General features: G+C 64.5%; 16 protein-coding genes and 1 pseudogene. 12 read left to right on the top strand and 5 right to left on the bottom strand.

All coding sequences use genetic code 11. From position 1 onward, the window contains the following. The first annotated feature begins 50 nt into the window (after positions 1–50). The 3 genes from serB to RHP72_RS11605 are packed head-to-tail and all read left to right on the top strand — an operon-like array spanning position 51 to position 2885. Complete coding sequence (serB, locus tag RHP72_RS11595) at positions 51–1271, top strand: phosphoserine phosphatase SerB (protein ID WP_003944761.1); 1221 nt, start codon at positions 51–53, stop codon at positions 1269–1271. Beyond that, on the top strand, positions 1268–2053 hold the full coding sequence (locus RHP72_RS11600) for a peptidyl-tRNA hydrolase (protein ID WP_063836273.1): 786 nt from the start codon (positions 1268–1270) through the stop codon (positions 2051–2053). Before serB ends, RHP72_RS11600 begins: the two co-directional genes overlap by 4 nt. A 37-nt stretch (positions 2054–2090) precedes the next feature. Further along, complete coding sequence (locus tag RHP72_RS11605; protein WP_257899094.1) at positions 2091–2885, top strand: YitT family protein; 795 nt, start codon at positions 2091–2093, stop codon at positions 2883–2885. On the opposite strand, the pseudogene glgX reads toward RHP72_RS11605, so the two are convergent. Beyond that, a pseudogene (glgX, locus tag RHP72_RS11610) lies at positions 2798–4840 on the bottom strand (glycogen debranching protein GlgX); the annotation flags it as partial. The gene RHP72_RS11605 and the pseudogene glgX sit on opposite strands and share 88 nt — an antisense overlap. Before the next feature lie 51 nt (positions 4841–4891). Here glgX and RHP72_RS11615 point away from each other — a divergent pair. Genes RHP72_RS11615 through RHP72_RS11635 form a run of 5 tightly spaced genes read left to right on the top strand, consistent with a single transcriptional unit; the run spans position 4892 to position 9607 of the window. Next, positions 4892–5713, top strand: coding sequence for an ABC transporter ATP-binding protein (locus tag RHP72_RS11615; RefSeq protein ID WP_003944728.1), 822 nt, complete (start codon positions 4892–4894; stop codon positions 5711–5713). A 56-nt stretch (positions 5714–5769) separates the two neighbouring features. Next, positions 5770–6588: an NUDIX domain-containing protein gene (locus RHP72_RS11620; RefSeq protein ID WP_029255094.1), complete on the top strand. Its 819-nt coding sequence runs from the start codon at positions 5770–5772 to the stop codon at positions 6586–6588. A 10-nt stretch (positions 6589–6598) separates the two neighbouring features. Beyond that, entirely contained in the window at positions 6599–7378 is a 780-nt protein-coding gene (locus tag RHP72_RS11625; protein ID WP_003944701.1) for an enoyl-CoA hydratase/isomerase family protein, read from the top strand. A gap of 53 nt (positions 7379–7431) precedes the next feature. Next, on the top strand, positions 7432–8448 hold the full coding sequence (locus RHP72_RS11630; RefSeq protein ID WP_003944733.1) for a class I SAM-dependent methyltransferase: 1017 nt from the start codon (positions 7432–7434) through the stop codon (positions 8446–8448). Position 8449: 1 nt separating this feature from the next. Next, complete coding sequence (locus tag RHP72_RS11635; protein ID WP_060938654.1) at positions 8450–9607, top strand: THUMP-like domain-containing protein; 1158 nt, start codon at positions 8450–8452, stop codon at positions 9605–9607. Position 9608: 1 nt separating this feature from the next. Here the strand turns inward: RHP72_RS11635 and RHP72_RS11640 are convergent, their stop codons facing one another. Beyond that, positions 9609–10916, bottom strand: coding sequence for a PQQ-binding-like beta-propeller repeat protein (locus RHP72_RS11640; protein ID WP_311094705.1), 1308 nt, complete (start codon positions 10914–10916; stop codon positions 9609–9611). Positions 10917–11053: 137 nt separating this feature from the next. Between RHP72_RS11640 and RHP72_RS11645 the strand changes: the two genes are divergently transcribed. Both RHP72_RS11645 and RHP72_RS11650 read left to right on the top strand, forming a co-directional pair. Then, positions 11054–11818 carry an acyltransferase gene (locus tag RHP72_RS11645; RefSeq protein ID WP_003944741.1) on the top strand — a complete coding sequence of 255 codons (765 nt, stop codon included), beginning with the start codon at positions 11054–11056 and terminating at the stop codon, positions 11816–11818. Positions 11819–11915: 97 nt separating this feature from the next. Next, on the top strand, positions 11916–12551 hold the full coding sequence (locus RHP72_RS11650) for a maleylpyruvate isomerase family mycothiol-dependent enzyme (RefSeq protein WP_064112652.1): 636 nt from the start codon (positions 11916–11918) through the stop codon (positions 12549–12551). A gap of 18 nt (positions 12552–12569) precedes the next feature. Here RHP72_RS11650 and RHP72_RS11655 read toward each other — a convergent pair whose 3' ends face one another. Genes RHP72_RS11655 through RHP72_RS11665 form a run of 3 tightly spaced genes read right to left on the bottom strand, consistent with a single transcriptional unit; the run spans position 12570 to position 16146 of the window. Further along, positions 12570–13814 (bottom strand): glycosyltransferase family 4 protein, encoded by a 1245-nt coding sequence (locus RHP72_RS11655; RefSeq protein WP_003944732.1) that lies wholly within the window; start codon positions 13812–13814, stop codon positions 12570–12572. Continuing rightward, positions 13811–15337: a glycoside hydrolase family 57 protein gene (locus RHP72_RS11660; RefSeq protein WP_116058165.1), complete on the bottom strand. Its 1527-nt coding sequence runs from the start codon at positions 15335–15337 to the stop codon at positions 13811–13813. The genes RHP72_RS11655 and RHP72_RS11660 overlap by 4 nt, the downstream gene beginning before the upstream one ends. Before the next feature lie 29 nt (positions 15338–15366). Next, positions 15367–16146, bottom strand: coding sequence for a bifunctional 2-polyprenyl-6-hydroxyphenol methylase/3-demethylubiquinol 3-O-methyltransferase UbiG (locus tag RHP72_RS11665; RefSeq protein WP_064112654.1), 780 nt, complete (start codon positions 16144–16146; stop codon positions 15367–15369). 271 nt (positions 16147–16417) lie between these two features. On the opposite strand from RHP72_RS11665, the gene RHP72_RS11670 reads away from it, so the two are divergent. Further along, positions 16418–17218, top strand: coding sequence for an electron transfer flavoprotein subunit beta/FixA family protein (locus tag RHP72_RS11670; protein ID WP_003944754.1), 801 nt, complete (start codon positions 16418–16420; stop codon positions 17216–17218). 48 nt (positions 17219–17266) lie between these two features. Next, positions 17267–18223, top strand: coding sequence for an electron transfer flavoprotein subunit alpha/FixB family protein (locus RHP72_RS11675; RefSeq protein WP_003944698.1), 957 nt, complete (start codon positions 17267–17269; stop codon positions 18221–18223). Positions 18224–18319: the final 96 nt, after the last annotated feature.

An 18319-nucleotide genomic window follows, 5' to 3' on the forward strand; every position in this document is an offset into this window, starting at 1 on the left:
GCACAATAGTGACGATCAAGACGCGAACGAAGAAACGATCGGAGTTTTCGGTGGGTGCCTCTGACACCACTGTTCTGGTGACTGTGACCGGGCCGGACCGCCCTGGCGTCACCTCGGTACTGTTCGCGGCGCTGTCGCGGCACGATGTGCGTCTACTCGACGTGGAGCAGGTGGTGATTCGAGGTCGACTGACACTCGGTGTCATGGTTGCCTGCCCGAACGATCCCGAAGCGCTTCAGGAAGAACTCGAACAGGCGATGGCGACGGTCGGAATGAACGTCGACATCGAAATCGGTGCCGATCCCGGACGGCCCGCGGTGTCCACCCACGCGGTCGTTGTTCTCGGTAGCCCGGTCAATGCTCGCGCAATGCGATCGGTGGCACGCGAACTCGCGAAGCAGGGCGCAAACATCGATTCCATCCGTGGTGTCGCCGACTATCCGGTCACCGGCCTCGAACTCAGCGTCAGCGCGGCCGATACGGCGGACGGCGACGCGAAGCTGCGCACCGGACTCGCCGAGGTCGCCGCTCTCGAAAACGTCGACATCGCGGTCGAGCGCGCAGGTCTCGCTCGCCGGGCCAAGCGTCTGATCGTGTTCGACGTGGACTCGACGCTCGTCCAGGGCGAGGTCATCGAGATGCTCGCCGCGAAGGCCGGCGTCGAGGACGAGGTCCGCGCCGTCACCGAAGCTGCGATGCGCGGCGAGATCGACTTCACCGAATCACTGCACCAGCGTGTGGCGACACTCGCCGGTCTCGACGCCTCCGTCATCGACGAGGTGGCAGAGAGCATCGAACTGACGCCGGGTGCGCGAACCACGATTCGCACCTTGCGCCGTCTCGGATTCCACTGCGGCGTGGTGTCGGGTGGCTTCCGTCAGGTCATCGAAGGCCTCGCACACGAACTCGAACTGGACTTCGTGCACGCCAACACCCTCGAAATCGTCGACGGCAAGCTGACCGGACGTGTGATCGGTGAAATCGTCGACCGCGCCGCGAAGGCCGTTGCGCTGCGCAAGTTCGCCGATCAGGTCGGTGTGCCGATGGAACAGACCGTCGCCGTCGGTGACGGTGCCAACGACATCGACATGCTCAACGCCGCGGGCCTGGGCGTGGCGTTCAACGCCAAGCCTGCGTTGCGGGAGGTCGCGGACGCTGCTTTGTCGCATCCCTTCCTCGATGCTGTGCTGTTCATTCTCGGTGTGACCCGCGACGAGGTCGAGGCTGCGGACGCCGTCGACGGTGGCGTGCGACGCGTACCGATTCCATGAGTTCCGATCCAGCATTCAGTTCCGATCCAGCTGTGATGTCCGGCCCCGATTCGCGCTGGCGCGAGCGCCACGCGGTGCTGGCTGCTGGGTACGGAGGGCGAGACGATCCCGCGGATCCGGCACTGGTGTTGGCGATGCCGATCGTTCTGCACATTCCGAAGGCAGACCCGCCCAAGCGCACCGCACTGCTCGAGGCTGCGGCAACGGCGGCTGTGGCTCTGTGTCTGGACGAACGCGTCGGGTTCACCGAAGACGGGGAACCCGGCCCCTGGCACGAGGACTATTCGGCGTGGGTGGGTGCCCGGATTCGGAAGGTGTCTCGTCGAGCGCGAGGAGCACAGTGGCTCGCCGCGCAGGAGGTGCCGGGAATCACCGTCGATGTGGATGGCGCGCAGGCGCGGGCTCTGGTTCCCGGGCCGGTCGGAGAACTGGACCCGCGAATCAAGAAGTTGCAGATCGGTGGGACCGATCTCGAGCACGACGAGCCTGGCCCGCCGGAGCCTGGTCTTCCGGTGCTGTGGATCGACTCGGCGCTCGAGATGACGGTTGGCAAGGCGTCGGCACAGGTCGGGCATGCCTCGATGTTGTTGGCGGCGGCCATGTCCGAGAAACAGTGCTGGGCCTGGGCGCAGAACGACTTTCGCTGCTCGGTGCGCGACGCGAGCCCGGAACAGTGGGCCGAAGCAGTAGTTCGGCTGAAGAAGTCGGAGGCCGTCGCGGTTCGTGACGCTGGTTTCACGGAAGTGGCACCAGGCTCCATGACAGTCATCGCGGTTCCGTAGAGACATAACCGACCAGTCCAGTATCGGCAACTTGGCTATGGATGAACAGTCCAGTGGCCTTCAAGATGGTCGAGTGTTGATACGGAGATTCGCCTCGCTGTTCGTCGGTCTGTGGTTGTACGGCTTCTCGATGGCCATGATGATCACGGCCGGTCTTGGTTTGGATCCTTGGGACGTGTTTCATCAGGGTGTGGCCGAGCATGTTTCGCTCAGTTTCGGCGTGATCACTGCGATTACCGGTGCGGTGGTACTGCTGCTCTGGATTCCGATCCGCCAGCGGCCAGGATTCGGAACGGTCGCCAATGTCGTTGTAATTGCCATCTCGGTGGATACCTCACTGGCCTTCTTGCCCGTCTTTGATTCCATGCCAGTTCGAGCCGTGATCATGGTCGCGGGAATCCTCCTCAACGGACTGGCCAGCGTTCTCTACATCGGCGCGGGCATGGGGCCGGGCCCCCGCGACGGGTTGATGACAGGACTGGTGGCGCGCACCGGCTTGTCGGTCAGGCTCGTGCGTACCAGCATCGAAATCGCGGTCCTCGCTACCGGATGGCTCCTCGGTGGAACGGTTGGCATCGGAACCGTGTTGTACGCCTTCGGGATCGGACCGACCATTCAATTCCTGATCAAGGTGCTGCCGGATTCCATGACAGCAGCGGTGACCGGAGGACGTGTCACGGAACGTAAGGCCAAGACCGTGGGGCCGGTCAATGAGATCTCCGTGCCGACGGGAACTTCGGCCGTGGAAGCGGGTTCGCCGGTCGGTGACGTCGAATCGAACGATGCAGTCAATGTGCCGTCGAACCATTCCGGAGTGCCGACGGTGACCTGAACCGGTCCACCGGAATGCAGGATCAGGAGCCAACTGTCGTCACCGAGCGGGCGCCCGGTCCGAGTGTGAGACCGAACGTCGGCTCCGTCGATCCAGGCCTGCAGCGTTCGGTGACTCTCGTCGTACCATGCGGTGTCGTCGAACTCGACGCCGGCAGCGTCGAACCAGACGAGGTCCGGGTGCTCCAGTCTTCTTCTGCCTTCGAAGAATTCGGGCTGACGCAACGCCGGTGCCGCTCGGCGTAATCCGAACGCTCGGGAGACGAACTGCACCAACGACTGATCGGCCGCCGTCCAGTCCAGGGCCCACGAATCGGCTGGGGAGGCAAGTGTGGGAACACAATACGCGTTGTTGTTTCCGCCGAGACTGTGGCCGAACTCGTCTCCGGCGGTGAGCATCGGTGTGCCTGTCGACAGCACGAGCGTGGCCAGTAGCGCCCGGACATGACGTGCCCTGGCGTCCTGAATCTCGGGATCGGTGCTCGGGCCTTCGATTCCGTGGTTGAACGAATCGTTGTGATCGGCGCCGTCACGATTGTCTTCACCGTTGGCTTCGTTGTGCTTGTGGTTGTACGCGACCAGATCGGCGGCGGTGAACCCGTCGTGCGCTGTGACGAAGTTGATCGACGCCCAGGGGCGACGGCCGCTGCCGGCAAAGATGTCCTCGGAACCGGCGAGGCGCGACGCGACCTTCCGGACGCTGGATCCGCCGTTCCAGAACTGGCGAATGGTGCTGCGGTACTTGTCGTTCCATTCCGACCACTGGAGTCCGAAGTTTCCGACCTGGTAACCGTCTGCAGTGGCATCCCACGGTTCGGCGATGAGCTTGCACCGAGTCAGTACCGGATCGGAGGAGATGGCGGACAGGATGGACGCCCGCTGGTCGAAGCCTCCGCCGCGCGGCCTACCCAACGCGCTCGCAAGATCGAATCGGAAGCCGTCGACACCCATTTCGGTGGCCCAGTAACGGAGGCTGTCGGTGATCATGCGGACGGCGATGGGGGAGCAGGCGTCGACCGTGTTGCCGCACCCGGTCAGGTCGATGTCGCGGCCGTCGCCGTCGAGAAGGTAATAGCCGGGGCCGTCCAAACCTCGCCAGCTGACACTGATTCCGTCGACACTCTGCTCGCAGGTGTGGTTGTAGACGACGTCGAGGACGACCTCGATGCCTGCCGCGTGTAATGCGTCGACCATGATCCGGAACTCGGTGACTTCGCCGCCCGGAGTTGCCGCGTATCCGGGATGCGGGGCGAAGTACGACGCCGTCGAGTATCCCCAGTGGTTGCGCATCCCTCGCTCGCGGACGCTCTGTTCGGTCAGAAATGCCTGTACGGGAAGCAGTTCCACGGCAGTGACGCCGAGTGAGACGAGGTGATCGATCACGGCCGGTGCCGTCAGGCCGAGGTACGTTCCGCGGTGGGCGGCGGGTACTCCTGGATGACTGGCGGTGTACGCGCCCACATGCAGTTCGTAGATGACGCTTTCCTCCCACGGCGTCTCGAGGCGGGCTCCGGCGGGCGCGAGGCCGGGAGTCACCACGGACAGCGGCACGTGGCCGAGCGAGTCGACCGTCGACGGGTCGCCGAAGGGATCGTCGGCGTACGACAGGAGGGCACGGTGATCACCGAGATCCCCCTCGATGCGGCGCGCCCACGGATCGAGGAGCAGCTTGTGTGGATTAAGTCTCAGCCCGGCGCGCGGATTCCACGGGCCGGACGCCCGAATTCCGTAACGCTGCCCCGCACCGATCCCGGAGATGATTCCGTGCCAGATTCCGTACGTGTGTTGCCGAAGTTCGACGCGATCTTCGTTTCCGTCCTGGTCGATCAGGCAGATCTGGACGCTCGACGCAGCTGGGGCGTGGACCGCGAACTGGGTTCCGGAGTCCACGATGTGGGCGCCGAGTGGGAACGGAGACCCGGGCGTCGGGGTGTGAGTTTCGATGAGAGGCGACACGCAAGATGATCCTGCCGTGAACGGCCGGAGAATGTGCGGGAAGATGTTCGGGTGCCGCTACCTGATCCAGATCTGCTCATCGATTTCGACAACGTACTCATCCGTCGGGGAGGGTCCACTCTCGTGGGGCCCGTCACCTGGAAAGTGGAGCTGGACGAGCGATGGGTGGTGCTCGGACCCAACGGTGCCGGCAAGACCTCGCTGCTGCGCATCGCGGCCGGTGAGACTTTCCCGACCAGTGGTTCTGCCCACCTCCTTGGCGAAGTTCTCGGCAAGGTCGACGTCAACGAGTTGCGCCCGCGAATCGGTTTGTCCTCGTCGTCGTTGGCGAACCGCGTGCCCGGCGACGAGAAGGTCAGCGACCTCGTCGTGTCGGCGGGCTACGCCGTTCTCGGTCGGTGGCGCGAGGAGTACGAATCCATGGACACCTCGCGCGCTGTGGAGATGCTCGAAAGCCTCGGCGCCGAGCACCTGGCGGATCGGACGTACGGGACGCTTTCCGAAGGCGAGCGCAAGCGCGTCCTCATCGCGCGAGCCTTGATGACCGATCCCGAACTTCTTCTCCTGGACGAGCCCGCCGCCGGGCTCGATCTCGGTGGACGTGAGGAACTTGTGGCTAGACTCGCCGAACTGGCTGCCGATCCGGACGCCCCGGCTACCGTTCTGATCACCCATCACGTCGAGGAAATCCCGCCGGGATTCACCCACGCACTCCTTCTCAAGGAAGGGGAGGTCGTCTCTCAGGGCCTTCTGGACGACGTCATCACCGCCGAAAATCTGAGCGCGGCATTCAGCCAGTCCATCAGCCTCGACAAGGCGGACGGCCGATACTTCGCGCGCCGCGCGAGACCGTCCGGAGCTCATCGCGCGTGAGCTTCAGTGGGACCTGAAATGCGTCCCAGATCACAGATCGCGTAGGTTCGCGAAGCATGGCTAACGAGAATACAAACGCTGTCCCCGAGCCCAAGGATGCGTCGACCGTCATCTTGGTGCGCGATGCCGAATCCGGGATCGAGATCTTCCTGCTTCAACGAGTACAAGGGATGGCGTTTGCCGGGGGCATGACGGTATTCCCCGGCGGCGGCGTCGACAAGTCCGATGCGACGGCCGAGGTCGAGTGGGCCGGGCCGTCGGTCGAGTGGTGGGCCGAGCGGTTCAGCACGGATGTTGCTCGGGCGAAGGCTCTCGTCTTGGCTGCGGTGCGGGAAACTTTCGAGGAGTGCGGTGTCCTGCTGGCCGGCCCCACGGCTGACACGGTCGTCGCGGACACGGCCGGCTATGCACAGGACCGAGTAGCTCTCGAAAAGCACGAGCTGTCGTTCAGCGATTTCCTGAAGAAGGAGAACCTGGTCCTGCGAACGGATCTGCTGCGGCCGTGGGCGAACTGGATCACGCCGGTGGGCGAGACCCGCCGCTACGACACGCGCTTCTTCGTCGCAGCGTCACCGACCGGACAGATCGCGGACGGCGTCACCTCCGAGGCCGCCGAGGTTCGTTGGCAGAGCCCGCAGGACGCGCTGGCGCATTGGCGGGAGGGTGGCAGCATCCTGTTGCCGCCGACGTGGAGTCAGCTGACCGAATTGGCCAAGTTCAGTTCGGTGGCGGAGATACTCGCAGCCGAGCCGGAGATTCCCGTCATCCTGCCTACGTTGATCACCGACGAGGAAACGCTGCGCGTCGAGTTCCCGAACCAGGACGGTTACTACGTCGCCGGGCCGCATCCGTGGTCGGTCAAGGCGGCAAAGTAACCTCTCGACCATGGCTGAATTTGTGACTCTCGAGGTTTCCGAAGGCATCGGCACCATCCGTCTGGCGCGTCCGCCCATGAACGCTCTGAACCGTCAGGTTCAGGACGAGTTGGCTGCTGCCGCACACGCTGCGACCGTCGACAAGGCAGTCAAGGCCGTCATCGTCTACGGCGGCGAGAAAGTCTTCGCAGCAGGTGCCGACGTCAAGGAAATGGCCGAGATGGACTACGGCCAGATCCGTGACGCGATCGGCGGCATGCAGGCCGGACTCGGCGCCGTGGCGTCCATCCCGAAGCCGACCGTTGCCGCGATCACCGGATACGCACTCGGCGGTGGACTCGAAGTTGCACTCTCGGCCGATCGCCGGATCGTCGGAGACAATGCCAAGCTCGGAGTTCCGGAGATTCTGCTCGGAATCATTCCCGGTGGCGGCGGAACGCAGCGCCTGGCTCGCCTGATCGGTCCGGCCAAGGCCAAGGATCTGGTCTTCACCGGCCGTTTCGTCGGGGCTGACGAGGCGTTGGCCATCGGTTTGGTCGACGAGGTCGTCGCTCCCGACGACGTGTACACCGCGGCCCGGACATGGGCCTCGCAGTTCGTCGGGGGAGCGTCACGTGCGTTGGCTGCTGCCAAGGCGGCCATCGACGAGGGTCTGAACACCGACCTGGAATCCGGGCTCAAGATCGAGCAGCATCTGTTCGCCGGATTGTTCGCGACCAAGGATCAGGCGATCGGCATGGAGTCGTTCATCGCCAACGGTCCGGGCAAGGCCGAGTTCACGGGCGAGTAGGCTCCCCTAAACTAGAACTTGTTCATCTCTTACCAGCGAGTAGGATAGCCGCCATGACAGCCAGCCCGAATGACGACGCAACCGTCACGCCGCCCGCCGCTACCGACACCTCGGTAGTCGACCCCGCGCCGCGGCCGCACGCCACGGCCGAAGAGGTCGAGGCCGCTCGTAAGGACACCAAGCTCGCCCAGGTGCTCTACCACGACTGGGAAGCCGAAACCTACGACGACAAGTGGTCCATCTCGTACGACGAGCGCTGCATCGACTACGCACGTGGTCGTTTCGACGCCGTCGCGGGCGATCAGCCGCTCCCGTACGAGCGCGCGCTCGAACTCGGTTGTGGCACCGGATTCTTCCTCCTGAACCTGATGCAGGGTGGAGTCGCCAAGACCGGTTCGGTCACCGACCTCTCGCCCGGCATGGTCAAGGTCGCACTGCGCAATGCCGAAAGCCTCGGCCTTCCGGTCGACGGCCGTGTTGCCGATGCCGAGACCATTCCGTACGAGGACAACACCTTCGACCTGGTGGTCGGCCACGCCGTGCTGCACCACATTCCGGACGTCGAGAAGTCGCTGCGTGAGGTCCTTCGTGTCCTCAAGCCCGGCGGACGTTTCGTCTTCGCCGGTGAGCCCACCACTGTCGGCAACTTCTACGCTCGCTGGCTCGGCCGCGCGACGTGGGAAGCAACCACGCGCGTGACCAAGCTGCCGTTCCTCGCAGACTGGCGTCGCCCGCAAGAGGAACTCGACGAGTCTTCTCGTGCAGCAGCTCTCGAGGCTGTCGTCGACATCCACACGTTCGACCCCACCGACCTCGAGAACATGGCGAAGTCTGCGGGCGCCGATCAGGTCCACGCTGCCACCGAGGAATTCGCCGCGGCGCTTCTCGGCTGGCCTGTCCGTACTTTCGAAGCGGCTGTTCCGCCGGAGAAGCTCGGTTGGGGCTGGGGGCGTTTCGCTTTCGGTGGTTGGAAGACACTCAGCTGGGTCGACGAGAAGGTGCTCCGCCACGTCGTTCCTCGCGGATTCTTCTACAACGTCATGATCACCGGCGTGAAGCCCGGCAACTGAATTGGGTTATGACTTCACCCTCGGCGACGTCGACTATCTCGGAAGTGATTCCGGCGTAGCTGCCTTGGCCGAGGTGGATCAGCTCGAACTGTCCACGCGTACGCGTCTGGCCGACATCGGCCGGGCGCGTACGCGTTTCGGTGATCACATGCCTGCGCTCGTGGACACCGTCCTGCTTCGACGAAAGGCCGCTACGAAACTGCCCGGCAGTGATCAGTGGTTGTTCACGGACGACGCGATGCAGCAGGCCACTCCCGGTGTTGTGGCGGCGCACCGCGCGCAGCGTCTGATCGGGCGCGACGTCCACGACGTGACGTGCTCCATCGGCGCCGAACTGCATGCCTTGACCGGAGTTGCGCATCGCGTGATCGGCAGCGACATCGATTCCGTTCGCCTGGCGATGGCACAGCGCAATGTGCCGAGCGCAGCGTTGCTGCGGGCCGACGCGCTCCGCCCGACGACACGCGACACCGTCGTACTGGCAGACCCCGCACGGCGATCGGGCGGTCGCCGCACTCACGATCCGGCAGCGTTGATGCCACCTCTACCGGACCTCATAGAGGCGTACTCCGGCCGTGATCTCGCGGTGAAGTGTGCTCCCGGACTCGATTTCGACAATCTGGGCTGGGACGGGGAAGTCGAGGTCGTCTCGCTCGACGGCGGCGTCAAGGAAGCCTGCCTGTGGTCGACGGGGCTGGCCGAGTCCGGCGTCACGCGTCGAGCTTCGGTGCTTCGCTCCGACGGGAGCGGGTGGGCGATCACCGACGCCGAGGACGACGTGATTCCGGAGCAAGCGCCGGGGGAGTGGATCATCGACCCGGACGGAGCGGTAGTGCGCGCGGGCCTCGTGCGCCACTACGCGGCCAGACACGGCCTCTGGCAGCTCGATCCACGCATCGCTTATCTGACCGGTGACAGCGTCCCTGAGGGAGTTCGCGGATTCCGGATCCTCGAGCAGATCAAGTACTCCGAGAAACTGCTCAAACAGACACTGTCCAAGCGGGACTGCGGTGTGGCCGAAATCCTGGTGCGAGGAGTCGACGTGGACCCGGCAGTGCTGCGTCCACGGCTCAAGCTCAAGGGCTCGCTTGCGCTGAGCGTCGTGATCGTACGGATCGGGCGATCGGCGTCGGCCTTCATCTGTGAGGCATCCCGCTAGCTCACTTGAAGACGAACAGCTCACCGATTGCGCTGGGCGTCAACACTTCGCCCTTGGGTCCGATCGAGGTGCCGACGGTGAAGCCGACCGCGCCAGGCAACGTGTCCTGATCCACCGTCTCACCGGTTTCGGTGTCGAAGGTGATCAGGCTCAGTCCGTTCTCACCCTCGCGTACGACGGTGTATCCGGTGTTGCCGGCGGTCTGCGCCGGAACACCCAGCTGCAGAAGGTCCTTACGCTCCCAGACCAGTTCGGCATGATCTCCCTCGTCGCGCACGGCAAGGAGATGCCCCTTGTCGCCGCCGGCGGGAATGATCAAACCGTCGTCGGACGTCGAGGCACTACCGGCCGAGTTGAAGCCGATGTCGTAACTCCACCTGGTGTCACCGGTTTCGGCGTTCACTGCCCAGAGAGATCCGTTGTTGTCGGTGGCGTAGACGGTCTTGCCGTCCTTCGACAGGTCCGGGCTCGACGCCGTTCCACCGGGAAGCGCGTCGGTGGACCACTCGCGGGTGATGGACGGATTGTCGCCGCCCGTGTACTTCATGGCCACCAGACCGGCTGCCTGAGAACTGGGTCCGTAGAAGGTGAAGTAGAACTTGCCGGTGCCCAGGTCCACTGCCGGGGTATTGGCCACCGGGCAGCCGGACGTGCCGAGGAAGCACTCGTTCAAACCCTTGTTGTCGGGAATGAGTTCTGCATTCGCGCCCTGGTCGATCGTCGGCGGCGGGATCAGGTCGAACGACGGAACCACTTTTGCGCCGGTCTGCGGGTCGAGCACGTTGATCTGACCCAATTGGGTGATGAACAACAGGTTTCCGTCGCCGGTGAACTGTGACGAGAGAGGAGTGCCCACAACGAGCGTGCGCCAACGCAATTGACCAGTCTCGGTGAAGGACATCATCGCGCCGCTCTCACCGACGTAGACATTGGTGGCAGTGTCGACGATGGGCGTCGAGGCGACTACTCCGTCGTTGAGTCGAGCGCACCACTTCTTGCGACCCGAATCCATCTGGAACGAGAAGAGATTGCAGCCGTTCTCGGTGCGGGCGGTGACGAAGCTCTGGCCGTTCGCGGCCACCGAGGCGTACGCGGCAACCGGACCGCCGAGAGGGCGTGACCATGCGAACTCGACATCGCGTGATCCGGTGACCGGGCTCGTGTCGCTGTTGCGGGCGTCGGCATGCATGGCCGGCCAACCCGCCGACGCGTACCGGTCCACCTGTCCGTCGTCGCTGCCGCAACCGGCGATCAGGGCCGCAGCGATCGCCGTCGACACCATCACGGACGACCGTAGGACCCGCCGCATCACAATCTCCCTGCCTTCACTTGATCAAGAGCCCTCGGTAACTGCACAAGCCCGGACCAGAGACTATCCCGACCGGGGCAACGTGACGGGGCACACCCCGAGGGTCGGTGAGTCGGCCCCACGTAGGCTGAACACTCATGACGAGCATGTGGGGCGCACCGTTGCGCACTCGATGGCGGGGATCACGCCGAGGCGACAGCGATCAGGCCAAGTTCTTGACGGTCGATTCCCTCAAATGGGTTCTGGCGAACAAGGCGTACACACCCTGGTATCTGGTGCGGTACTACCGTCTGGCCAAGTTCAAGATGGCCAACCCGCACGTGATCCTGCGCGGCATGGTGTTCCTCGGCAAGAACGTCGAAATCCATTCCACCCCCGACCTGTCCCGCCTCGAGATCGGGCGCTGGGTGCACATCGGTGACGGCAACGCGATCCGCTGCCACGAAGGCTCGCTGCGCATCGGCGACAAGGTCGTCTTCGGCAAGGACAACGTCGTCAACACGTACCTCGACATCGAAATCGGTGCGTCGACGCTCGTAGCCGACTGGTGCTACATCTGCGACTTCGACCACCGCATGGACGACATCAACACACCGATCAAGGACCAGGGCATCGTCAAGGGCCCCGTCCGTATCGGCCCGGACACGTGGGTGGCAGCGAAGGTCACCGTGCTGCGAAATACTCGCGTCGGACGTGGTTGTGTCCTCGGGGCGCACGCCGTCGTCAAAGGCGACATCCCGGACTACAGCATCGCGGTCGGCTCGCCCGCGAAGGCGGTCAAGAACCGCAAGTCCGATTGGGAAGCCGGCGCTGCCGATCGTGCAAAGTACATCGCGGCGCTCGAGGACATCGCACGCAAGAAGGCTGCTGCGGACGCTGCCGACGCGTCGTCGACGTCGTAGCTCACTTTTTGGCAGAACCAGCGATTACTTTCGGCGCCGCAACCGGTCTGTATCGGTATCGGCGCCGAAAGTCTGCGCCGGTGAAAGGAGTGCCGACATGAGCGAACAGACACCCGAATGGGTCGTGGCGCAGCGCCGCGAACTGGTGGGATTTCTCGAAGGCCTGAGCACGGAGCAGTGGAACGCGCCGACCCTGTGCGAGGGGTGGCGGGTCCGCGAAGTGATCGCGCACATCACCATGCCCTACCGATACTCGGCGCCGCGATTCGTCGTGGAAATGGTCAAGTCACGCGGAAACTTCAACAGGATGTCGAACCGGCGAGCGCTCGCCGATGCGTCGGAAGTCGGTGAGCGACAACTGCTTGCCTCGCTTCGCGACAACGTTGCACACCCGTGGAAGCCACCAGGCGGCGGCTTCGAGGGTGCGCTCTCGCACGACGTGATCCACGGTCAGGACATTCGCGTGGCACTCGGCGACGATTACGTGGTGCCCGAAGACCGGCTCACTCGTGTGCTCAGCGGACTCTCGCCCAAAACCCTGAAGTATTTCGGAACTGACCTCGACGGCGCTCGGCTGCGCGCCGACGACCGAGACTGGACGTACGGTGCCGGCGCCGAGGTTCACGGGGCGGCGCAGGATCTCCTGCTCGTGCTGTGCGGCCGGATGCTGCCACCAGGCCATCTGCTCGGGGATGCGAGTTCTCGTTTCACCGCGCCACTCCCGACCCCCTGAGATCAGCACAAAGCGAGCTCAGCGACCGGGCAGCGGACGCTCGGGGATCTGCGGACGGGCCAACGGCTGTCGCACCCGACGCTTCGCGCCCGCGTAGACGTGAGCGGTCTCCTCGGCGACCTGATGCCAGTCGAAGTCCGATGTCAGGCGTGCGCGGGCGGCCACTGCCCGTTCCTGTGCCCCGGCGGGATCGTCGAGTACCTCGCGGACAGCCGAGGTGAGCCCGGCGATGTCGCCCGGTTGGAAGGACATCCCCGTCACCCCGTCGACGACGGCTTCGCCCAGTCCGCCTGCGGTGGACGTGATCAGCGGAGTGCCGGCCGCCGCCGCTTCGAGGGCGATGATCCCGAACGGCTCGTAGCGCGACGGCAGGACGATGGCGTCCGCTCCGTGCAGCCAGCTGAGCAGTTCCGTGTGATCGAGGTTGCCGAGAAAGTCCACCGCCCGCGCGACGCGATGCGTGCGTGCCTGTTGGTAGAGCCAGGTGAACTGGGTGCCTTCGCCCGCGATCGCGAGGGTCGTGCCGGGGTGGCTACGACGGATTCGGGGGAGTGCTGCGATGGCGTCCTGCACGCCCTTCTCGTATTCCAGGCGGCCGACGAAGAGGAGTTTCGGTGGTCCGGATCGCGGTCCACGTTCGCGAAAGTTCCACGTGGTCACGTCGATTCCGTTGCGGATGACGGTGATCGGCGGCAGCGTCGGGCCGTAGAGCTCGGTCACTTCTTCCTGCATGGACGCCGAACAAGTTATGAGAGAGTCGGATTCGTTTGCCAGCCACCACTCGACGGAGTGGACCTGGCGGTTGATGCGTCCGGAGATCCAGCCGCTGTGGCGACCCGCCTCGGTGGCGTGAAGTGTGGAAACCAGTGGGACGTCATAGAATTCGGCCAGGGCGATCGCCGGATGTGCGACCAGCCAGTCGTGCGCGTGCACGACGTCGGGCTGCCAGCCCTCGCCCACTCCTGGCTTGTGCAGCGCCATCCCGGCACGGACCATCGCGTGACCCATCGCGAGGGTCCACGCGAGCATGTCCTCGCCGAAGACGAAGTGCGCGGGGTCCTCGGCCACTGCGACGACAAGGACGCCCTCGGAAATGTGCGTGATCGTCGGGTGCGTCGACGCATCCGTTCCGGAGGGGCGACGCGAGAGAACAACGACCTCGTGGCCTGCAGCCGCCAACTCGGTGGCGAGATGGTGGACGTGTCGGCCGAGGCCGCCGACGACGACCGGTGGGTACTCCCACGAGACGATGAGAATTTTCACGACGGACTCAGTTCTGTGTCAGGTAGACGGCGAGCATCCAGTCCCGGGAACAACCCGTCGGCGCGATTCCAGCCTTCGGCGAGTCGCTCGGCGACGGCATCGCGGCCGGAAACGAGCGCTTCGGAGATTTCCCTGGTCGCGTGGGCGTGCTTGTGTGCGCGTTCGCGGGCGTACCCCGCGGCCGAATCCTTGCTCACCATGAATGCCCAATCGCTCGAAACTGTCATCAGTGTCTCGCGAAGTACCTGATCGTTGACCCGGTTTCGCAGTTCCGGTCGTCCGGGTGCGTTGTCGCGTCCGCGAGACTTGTCCACGGTGCCGAGCGCGGTCTCCACCACTTCGGAGTTCAGTTGCACCAGGTCGGACACCTGATCGCCAGCCCAGACACGCCAGTCCTTACCCGATCCCCAGGACGAATCCTCGAGTTGAACGGGTTCGCCGACGTATCCCGATGCCTTGGCGTCGGCGAGGGTGCCGACGCGAATTCCGGCCTCGGGAAGCGCGCGCAGGAGTTTTTCGAGCCACTGCGGACCTTCGTGCCACCAGTGCCCGAACAGTTCGGTGTCGAAAGCTGCGACCACGAGGGCGTCGCGGCCGATGCGGGTGGATTCACTGCGCAGACGCGCCCGAACGGTTTCGACGAAGTCGGCAACATGCTTGTCGACGGCGGCCGCAGCGAGTTCGGGGTCGTACGGCAACTTGTCGGCGGAGTCGACGGTCCGTCCGGTGACTCGCGACGGCTTGAGACCCGTCTCGTGGTCGTAGGTGTGGAAGTCGCGGTAGGCGGCGTGACCCGGATATCCGGACTTGGGGGACCAGACCCGGTAGCTGACCTGCAGGTCGCGGCCGAATGCAACCACGTCGGATTCTCGAACCGGGCGGCCGAGGGACGTGTCGCCGCGCAAGGCGGGGCCGTCGACCATGAAGTGGGTGACGCCCGCTTCGGCGTACCCGCGCTCCATGCCCGGGGTGTACCCGCACTCAGGTCCCCAGATCCCGGTCGGAGTGTGATTCCACCGGGCATGCGCGTCGGCGAGACCTTCGCGGAGGGAGAACGCCCGCAAGCGAGGATCGAGCAGCGGTTGGAACGGGTGGGCCAGCGGCCCGCCGAGAAGCTCGAAGGCCTCGCGATCGATGAGGTCGCGGAACACCGGTGAGGCGCCGTGCTGCCAGTGAGTCTCGAAATCTGCGAGAGCGGCAGCTGACGCCCGGTGTTCGCGCGCGCCGAGTTCGCGGTGCGCCGCGTCCGGCATGCCGGCAGCCTCGTGGGCGCGGATTTGCCAGTTGCCGAGCCAGTGATGCATCCCGGCGAGGCAGTGGGGATCGTCCAACTGGGCCGCGAGTACGGGCGTGATTCCCAGCGTCAGCAGGTGCGATCGGCCCTCGTCGGCCAGGCGTCGTAGCGCGGCGGCGAGCGGAATGTACGACGCAGCCCAGGACTGGTAGATCCATTCCTCGCCGACGGGCCATCTGCCGTGGTTGGCGAGCCACGGCAGATGGGAGTGCAGAACCAGGGCGAACATCCCCGGTTCGGTGACGGGTGTTGCGTTACTCACTCGCCGGTTTCCTTCACGGCAATAGCGACGAGGTCGAGGCTGTCGTCGATGTCGGGTTCGCTGATGCTGAAGTCGTCGACGGTGATGCCCTCGACGTCGCGGGTGAGATCTTCCGGCCAGGGCTCGCCGGCCAACGCGCGGTCGATCTGCGCATTGATGAACGATCCGCCGTGCTTGGCGTCGAGTTCCTTCAGGCGCGAACCGTGGTGGACGCCGGTCATCAACTGAACGCGGAATCCGGCGTCTTCGAGCAATTCGGTCATTTCGGAGGCGTTGAGCTCACGAGTGTGGAAAGGGTTGAGCGGCGTGTCGCGGCCGGGGGAGAAGGTGATCCGGTTGGGGGTGCTGATGAGAAGTTCACCGCCGGGAGCGAGAACTCGGAAGCATTCGCACAGGAACTGACCCTGATCCCACAGGTGCTCGATCACCTGGAAATTGACGACAACGTCAACCGAGTTGTCCGCCAGTGGAAGCTCGGCGAGGTTGCCGTGGAGCATCTCGACGCGGGGGTAGCGGGCACGGACGTGCTCGACCGCGGAGATGTCGTAGTCGAGGCCGGTAACCTTTGTTGCGACGTCCGCAATCATGTTGGCGCCGTAGCCTTCTCCGGAACCGGCCTCGAGGACTCGGCGGTCCGTGCAGCGCTCCAGAAGTGCGCGGTACACCACTTCGTGGCGTCGGAACCAGTAGTTCTCCTCGGGGATTCCTGGCACGGTTCGTTCGCCCGTCAAGGGCAGGGGTGCGTCCTCGTGGTTGCTGACACTCGTTTCACTCACCCGTGCGAGATTAGTGCCATCCGAGTAGAACGTGTTCGCCGTGGTCCAGATCACTGCTGTCAATTCCTGTTCGTGCCGTTATGGTGGACGAGGTTCCACGTTAAGTTACCCACCGGTAACTTAACGTGGGGTAATCTAACGCACAGCCGACGTGAACCGAGAAATTCGCCCGTAGGGAGACCTGTCGGACTCTCTTTTCGGACGCTCGGACTGCGCGAGCACCACAGACGATTTATCAGGTGAATTACACACAGGAGGTCGACGAAGACCCATGACGAATATCGTTGTTTTGATCAAGCAGGTCCCCGACACATGGTCCGAGCGCAAGCTGACCGACGGCGACTACACGCTTGACCGTGAAGCCGCCGACGCAGTCCTCGACGAGATCAACGAGCGCTCCGTCGAAGAAGCACTCCTCATCAAGGAAGCTCAGGGCGGTGAGGTTACGGTGCTGTCCGCAGGTCCCGACCGCGCCACCGACGCTATCCGCAAGGCTCTCTCGATGGGCGCCGACAAGGCCGTCCACATCAACGACCCGGCACTGCACGGCTCCGACGCGATCCAGACCGCATGGACGCTCGCTGCTGCTCTCGGACAGATCACCTTCGAGAACGACGAGCCTGCCGACCTGATCATCGCCGGCAACGAGGCCACCGACGGCCGCGTCGGCGCTGTTCCGGCCATCATCGCCGAGTACCTGGGCATCCCGCAGCTCACGCAGCTGCGCAAGGTCGTCGTCGCCGACGGCAAGATCACCGGTGAGCGCGAGACCGACGAGGGCGTCTTCGGCCTCGAGGCTTCGCTGCCCGCGATCGTCTCGGTCACCGAGAAGATCAACGAGCCGCGCTTCCCGTCCTTCAAGGGCATCATGGCCGCGAAGAAGAAGGAAGTTCTCGTCTACACGCTGGCCGACCTCGGAGTCGACCCGGAGACCGTCGGAGTTGCCAACGCCGGCACCACCGTGACGTCCTCCACCCCCAAGCCCCCCCGTACCGCTGGTGAGCGCATCGTCGACGAGGGAGACGGTGGCACCAAGATTGCCGCGTACCTCGTCAGCAACAAGGTCATCTGATCGCGCCCTTCTAGACATCCAGCAGAAGAACTCAGGGAGAGTTAAGTCATGGCAGAAGTACTTGTGCTCGTAGAGCACGCAGAGGGTGCGCTGAAGAAGGTCAGCACCGAACTCATCACCGCTGCACGCGCACTCGGTGAGCCGTCGGCAGTTGTCGCCGGCCCCGCGGGCACCGCAGCAAAGCTCGCCGACGCTCTGGCAGCAGCCGGCGCCGAGAAGATCTACGTCGCCGAGTCCGACGACATCGACGGCTACCTGGTCACCCCCAAGGTCGACGTTCTCGCCGCTCTGGTCGAGTCCACCAGCCCGGCAGCAGTCATCACCGCAGCCGGCACCGAGGGCAAAGAGGTTGCCGGTCGTCTGGCCGCACGTCTGGGCTCCGGATTGCTGACCGACGTCATCGAGATCAAGGCTGACGGCACCGGCGTCCACTCCATCTTCGGTGGCGCGTTCACCGTCGAGGCCAAGGCCAACGGCGACGTTCCGGTCTACTCGGTTCGTCCGGGCGCAGTCGAGGCTGCTCCGCAGGCCGGCGCAGGCGAGCAGATCACCGTCGAGGTTCCGGCCCAGGACGAGAGTGCCGTCAAGGTCACCTCGCGTGAGCCCATTGTCGGCGGCGACCGCCCGGAGCTCACCGAGGCGTCGGTTGTCGTCTCCGGTGGACGTGGTGTCGGCAGCGCGGACAAGTTCTCCGTCGTCGAAGAGCTGGCCGACTCCCTCGGCGCTGCAGTCGGTGCTTCGCGTGCCGCTGTGGACTCGGGTTACTACCCCGGACAGTTCCAGGTCGGTCAGACCGGTAAGACGGTCTCGCCGCAGCTGTACATCGCGCTCGGCATTTCCGGTGCCATCCAGCACCGTGCCGGCATGCAGACGTCCAAGACCATCGTCGCGGTCAACAAGGACGAAGAGGCACCCATCTTCGAGATCGCCGACTTCGGCATCGTGGGCGACCTGTTCAACGTCGCACCGCAGCTCACCGAAGCTGTGAAGTCCCACAAGGGCTGAAAAGCACAAACTGCTGTGCGCCTTTATCAACCCCCCGCGGTTGATAAAGGCGCACAGTGCTTTATTCACCCGGCCTGCATCGGCATGTCACTTCGT

Origin of the sequence: Rhodococcus sp. SG20037, assembly GCF_031763325.1 — a bacterium.
Classification (GTDB): Bacteria; Actinomycetota; Actinomycetes; order Mycobacteriales; family Mycobacteriaceae; genus Rhodococcus_F; species Rhodococcus_F qingshengii.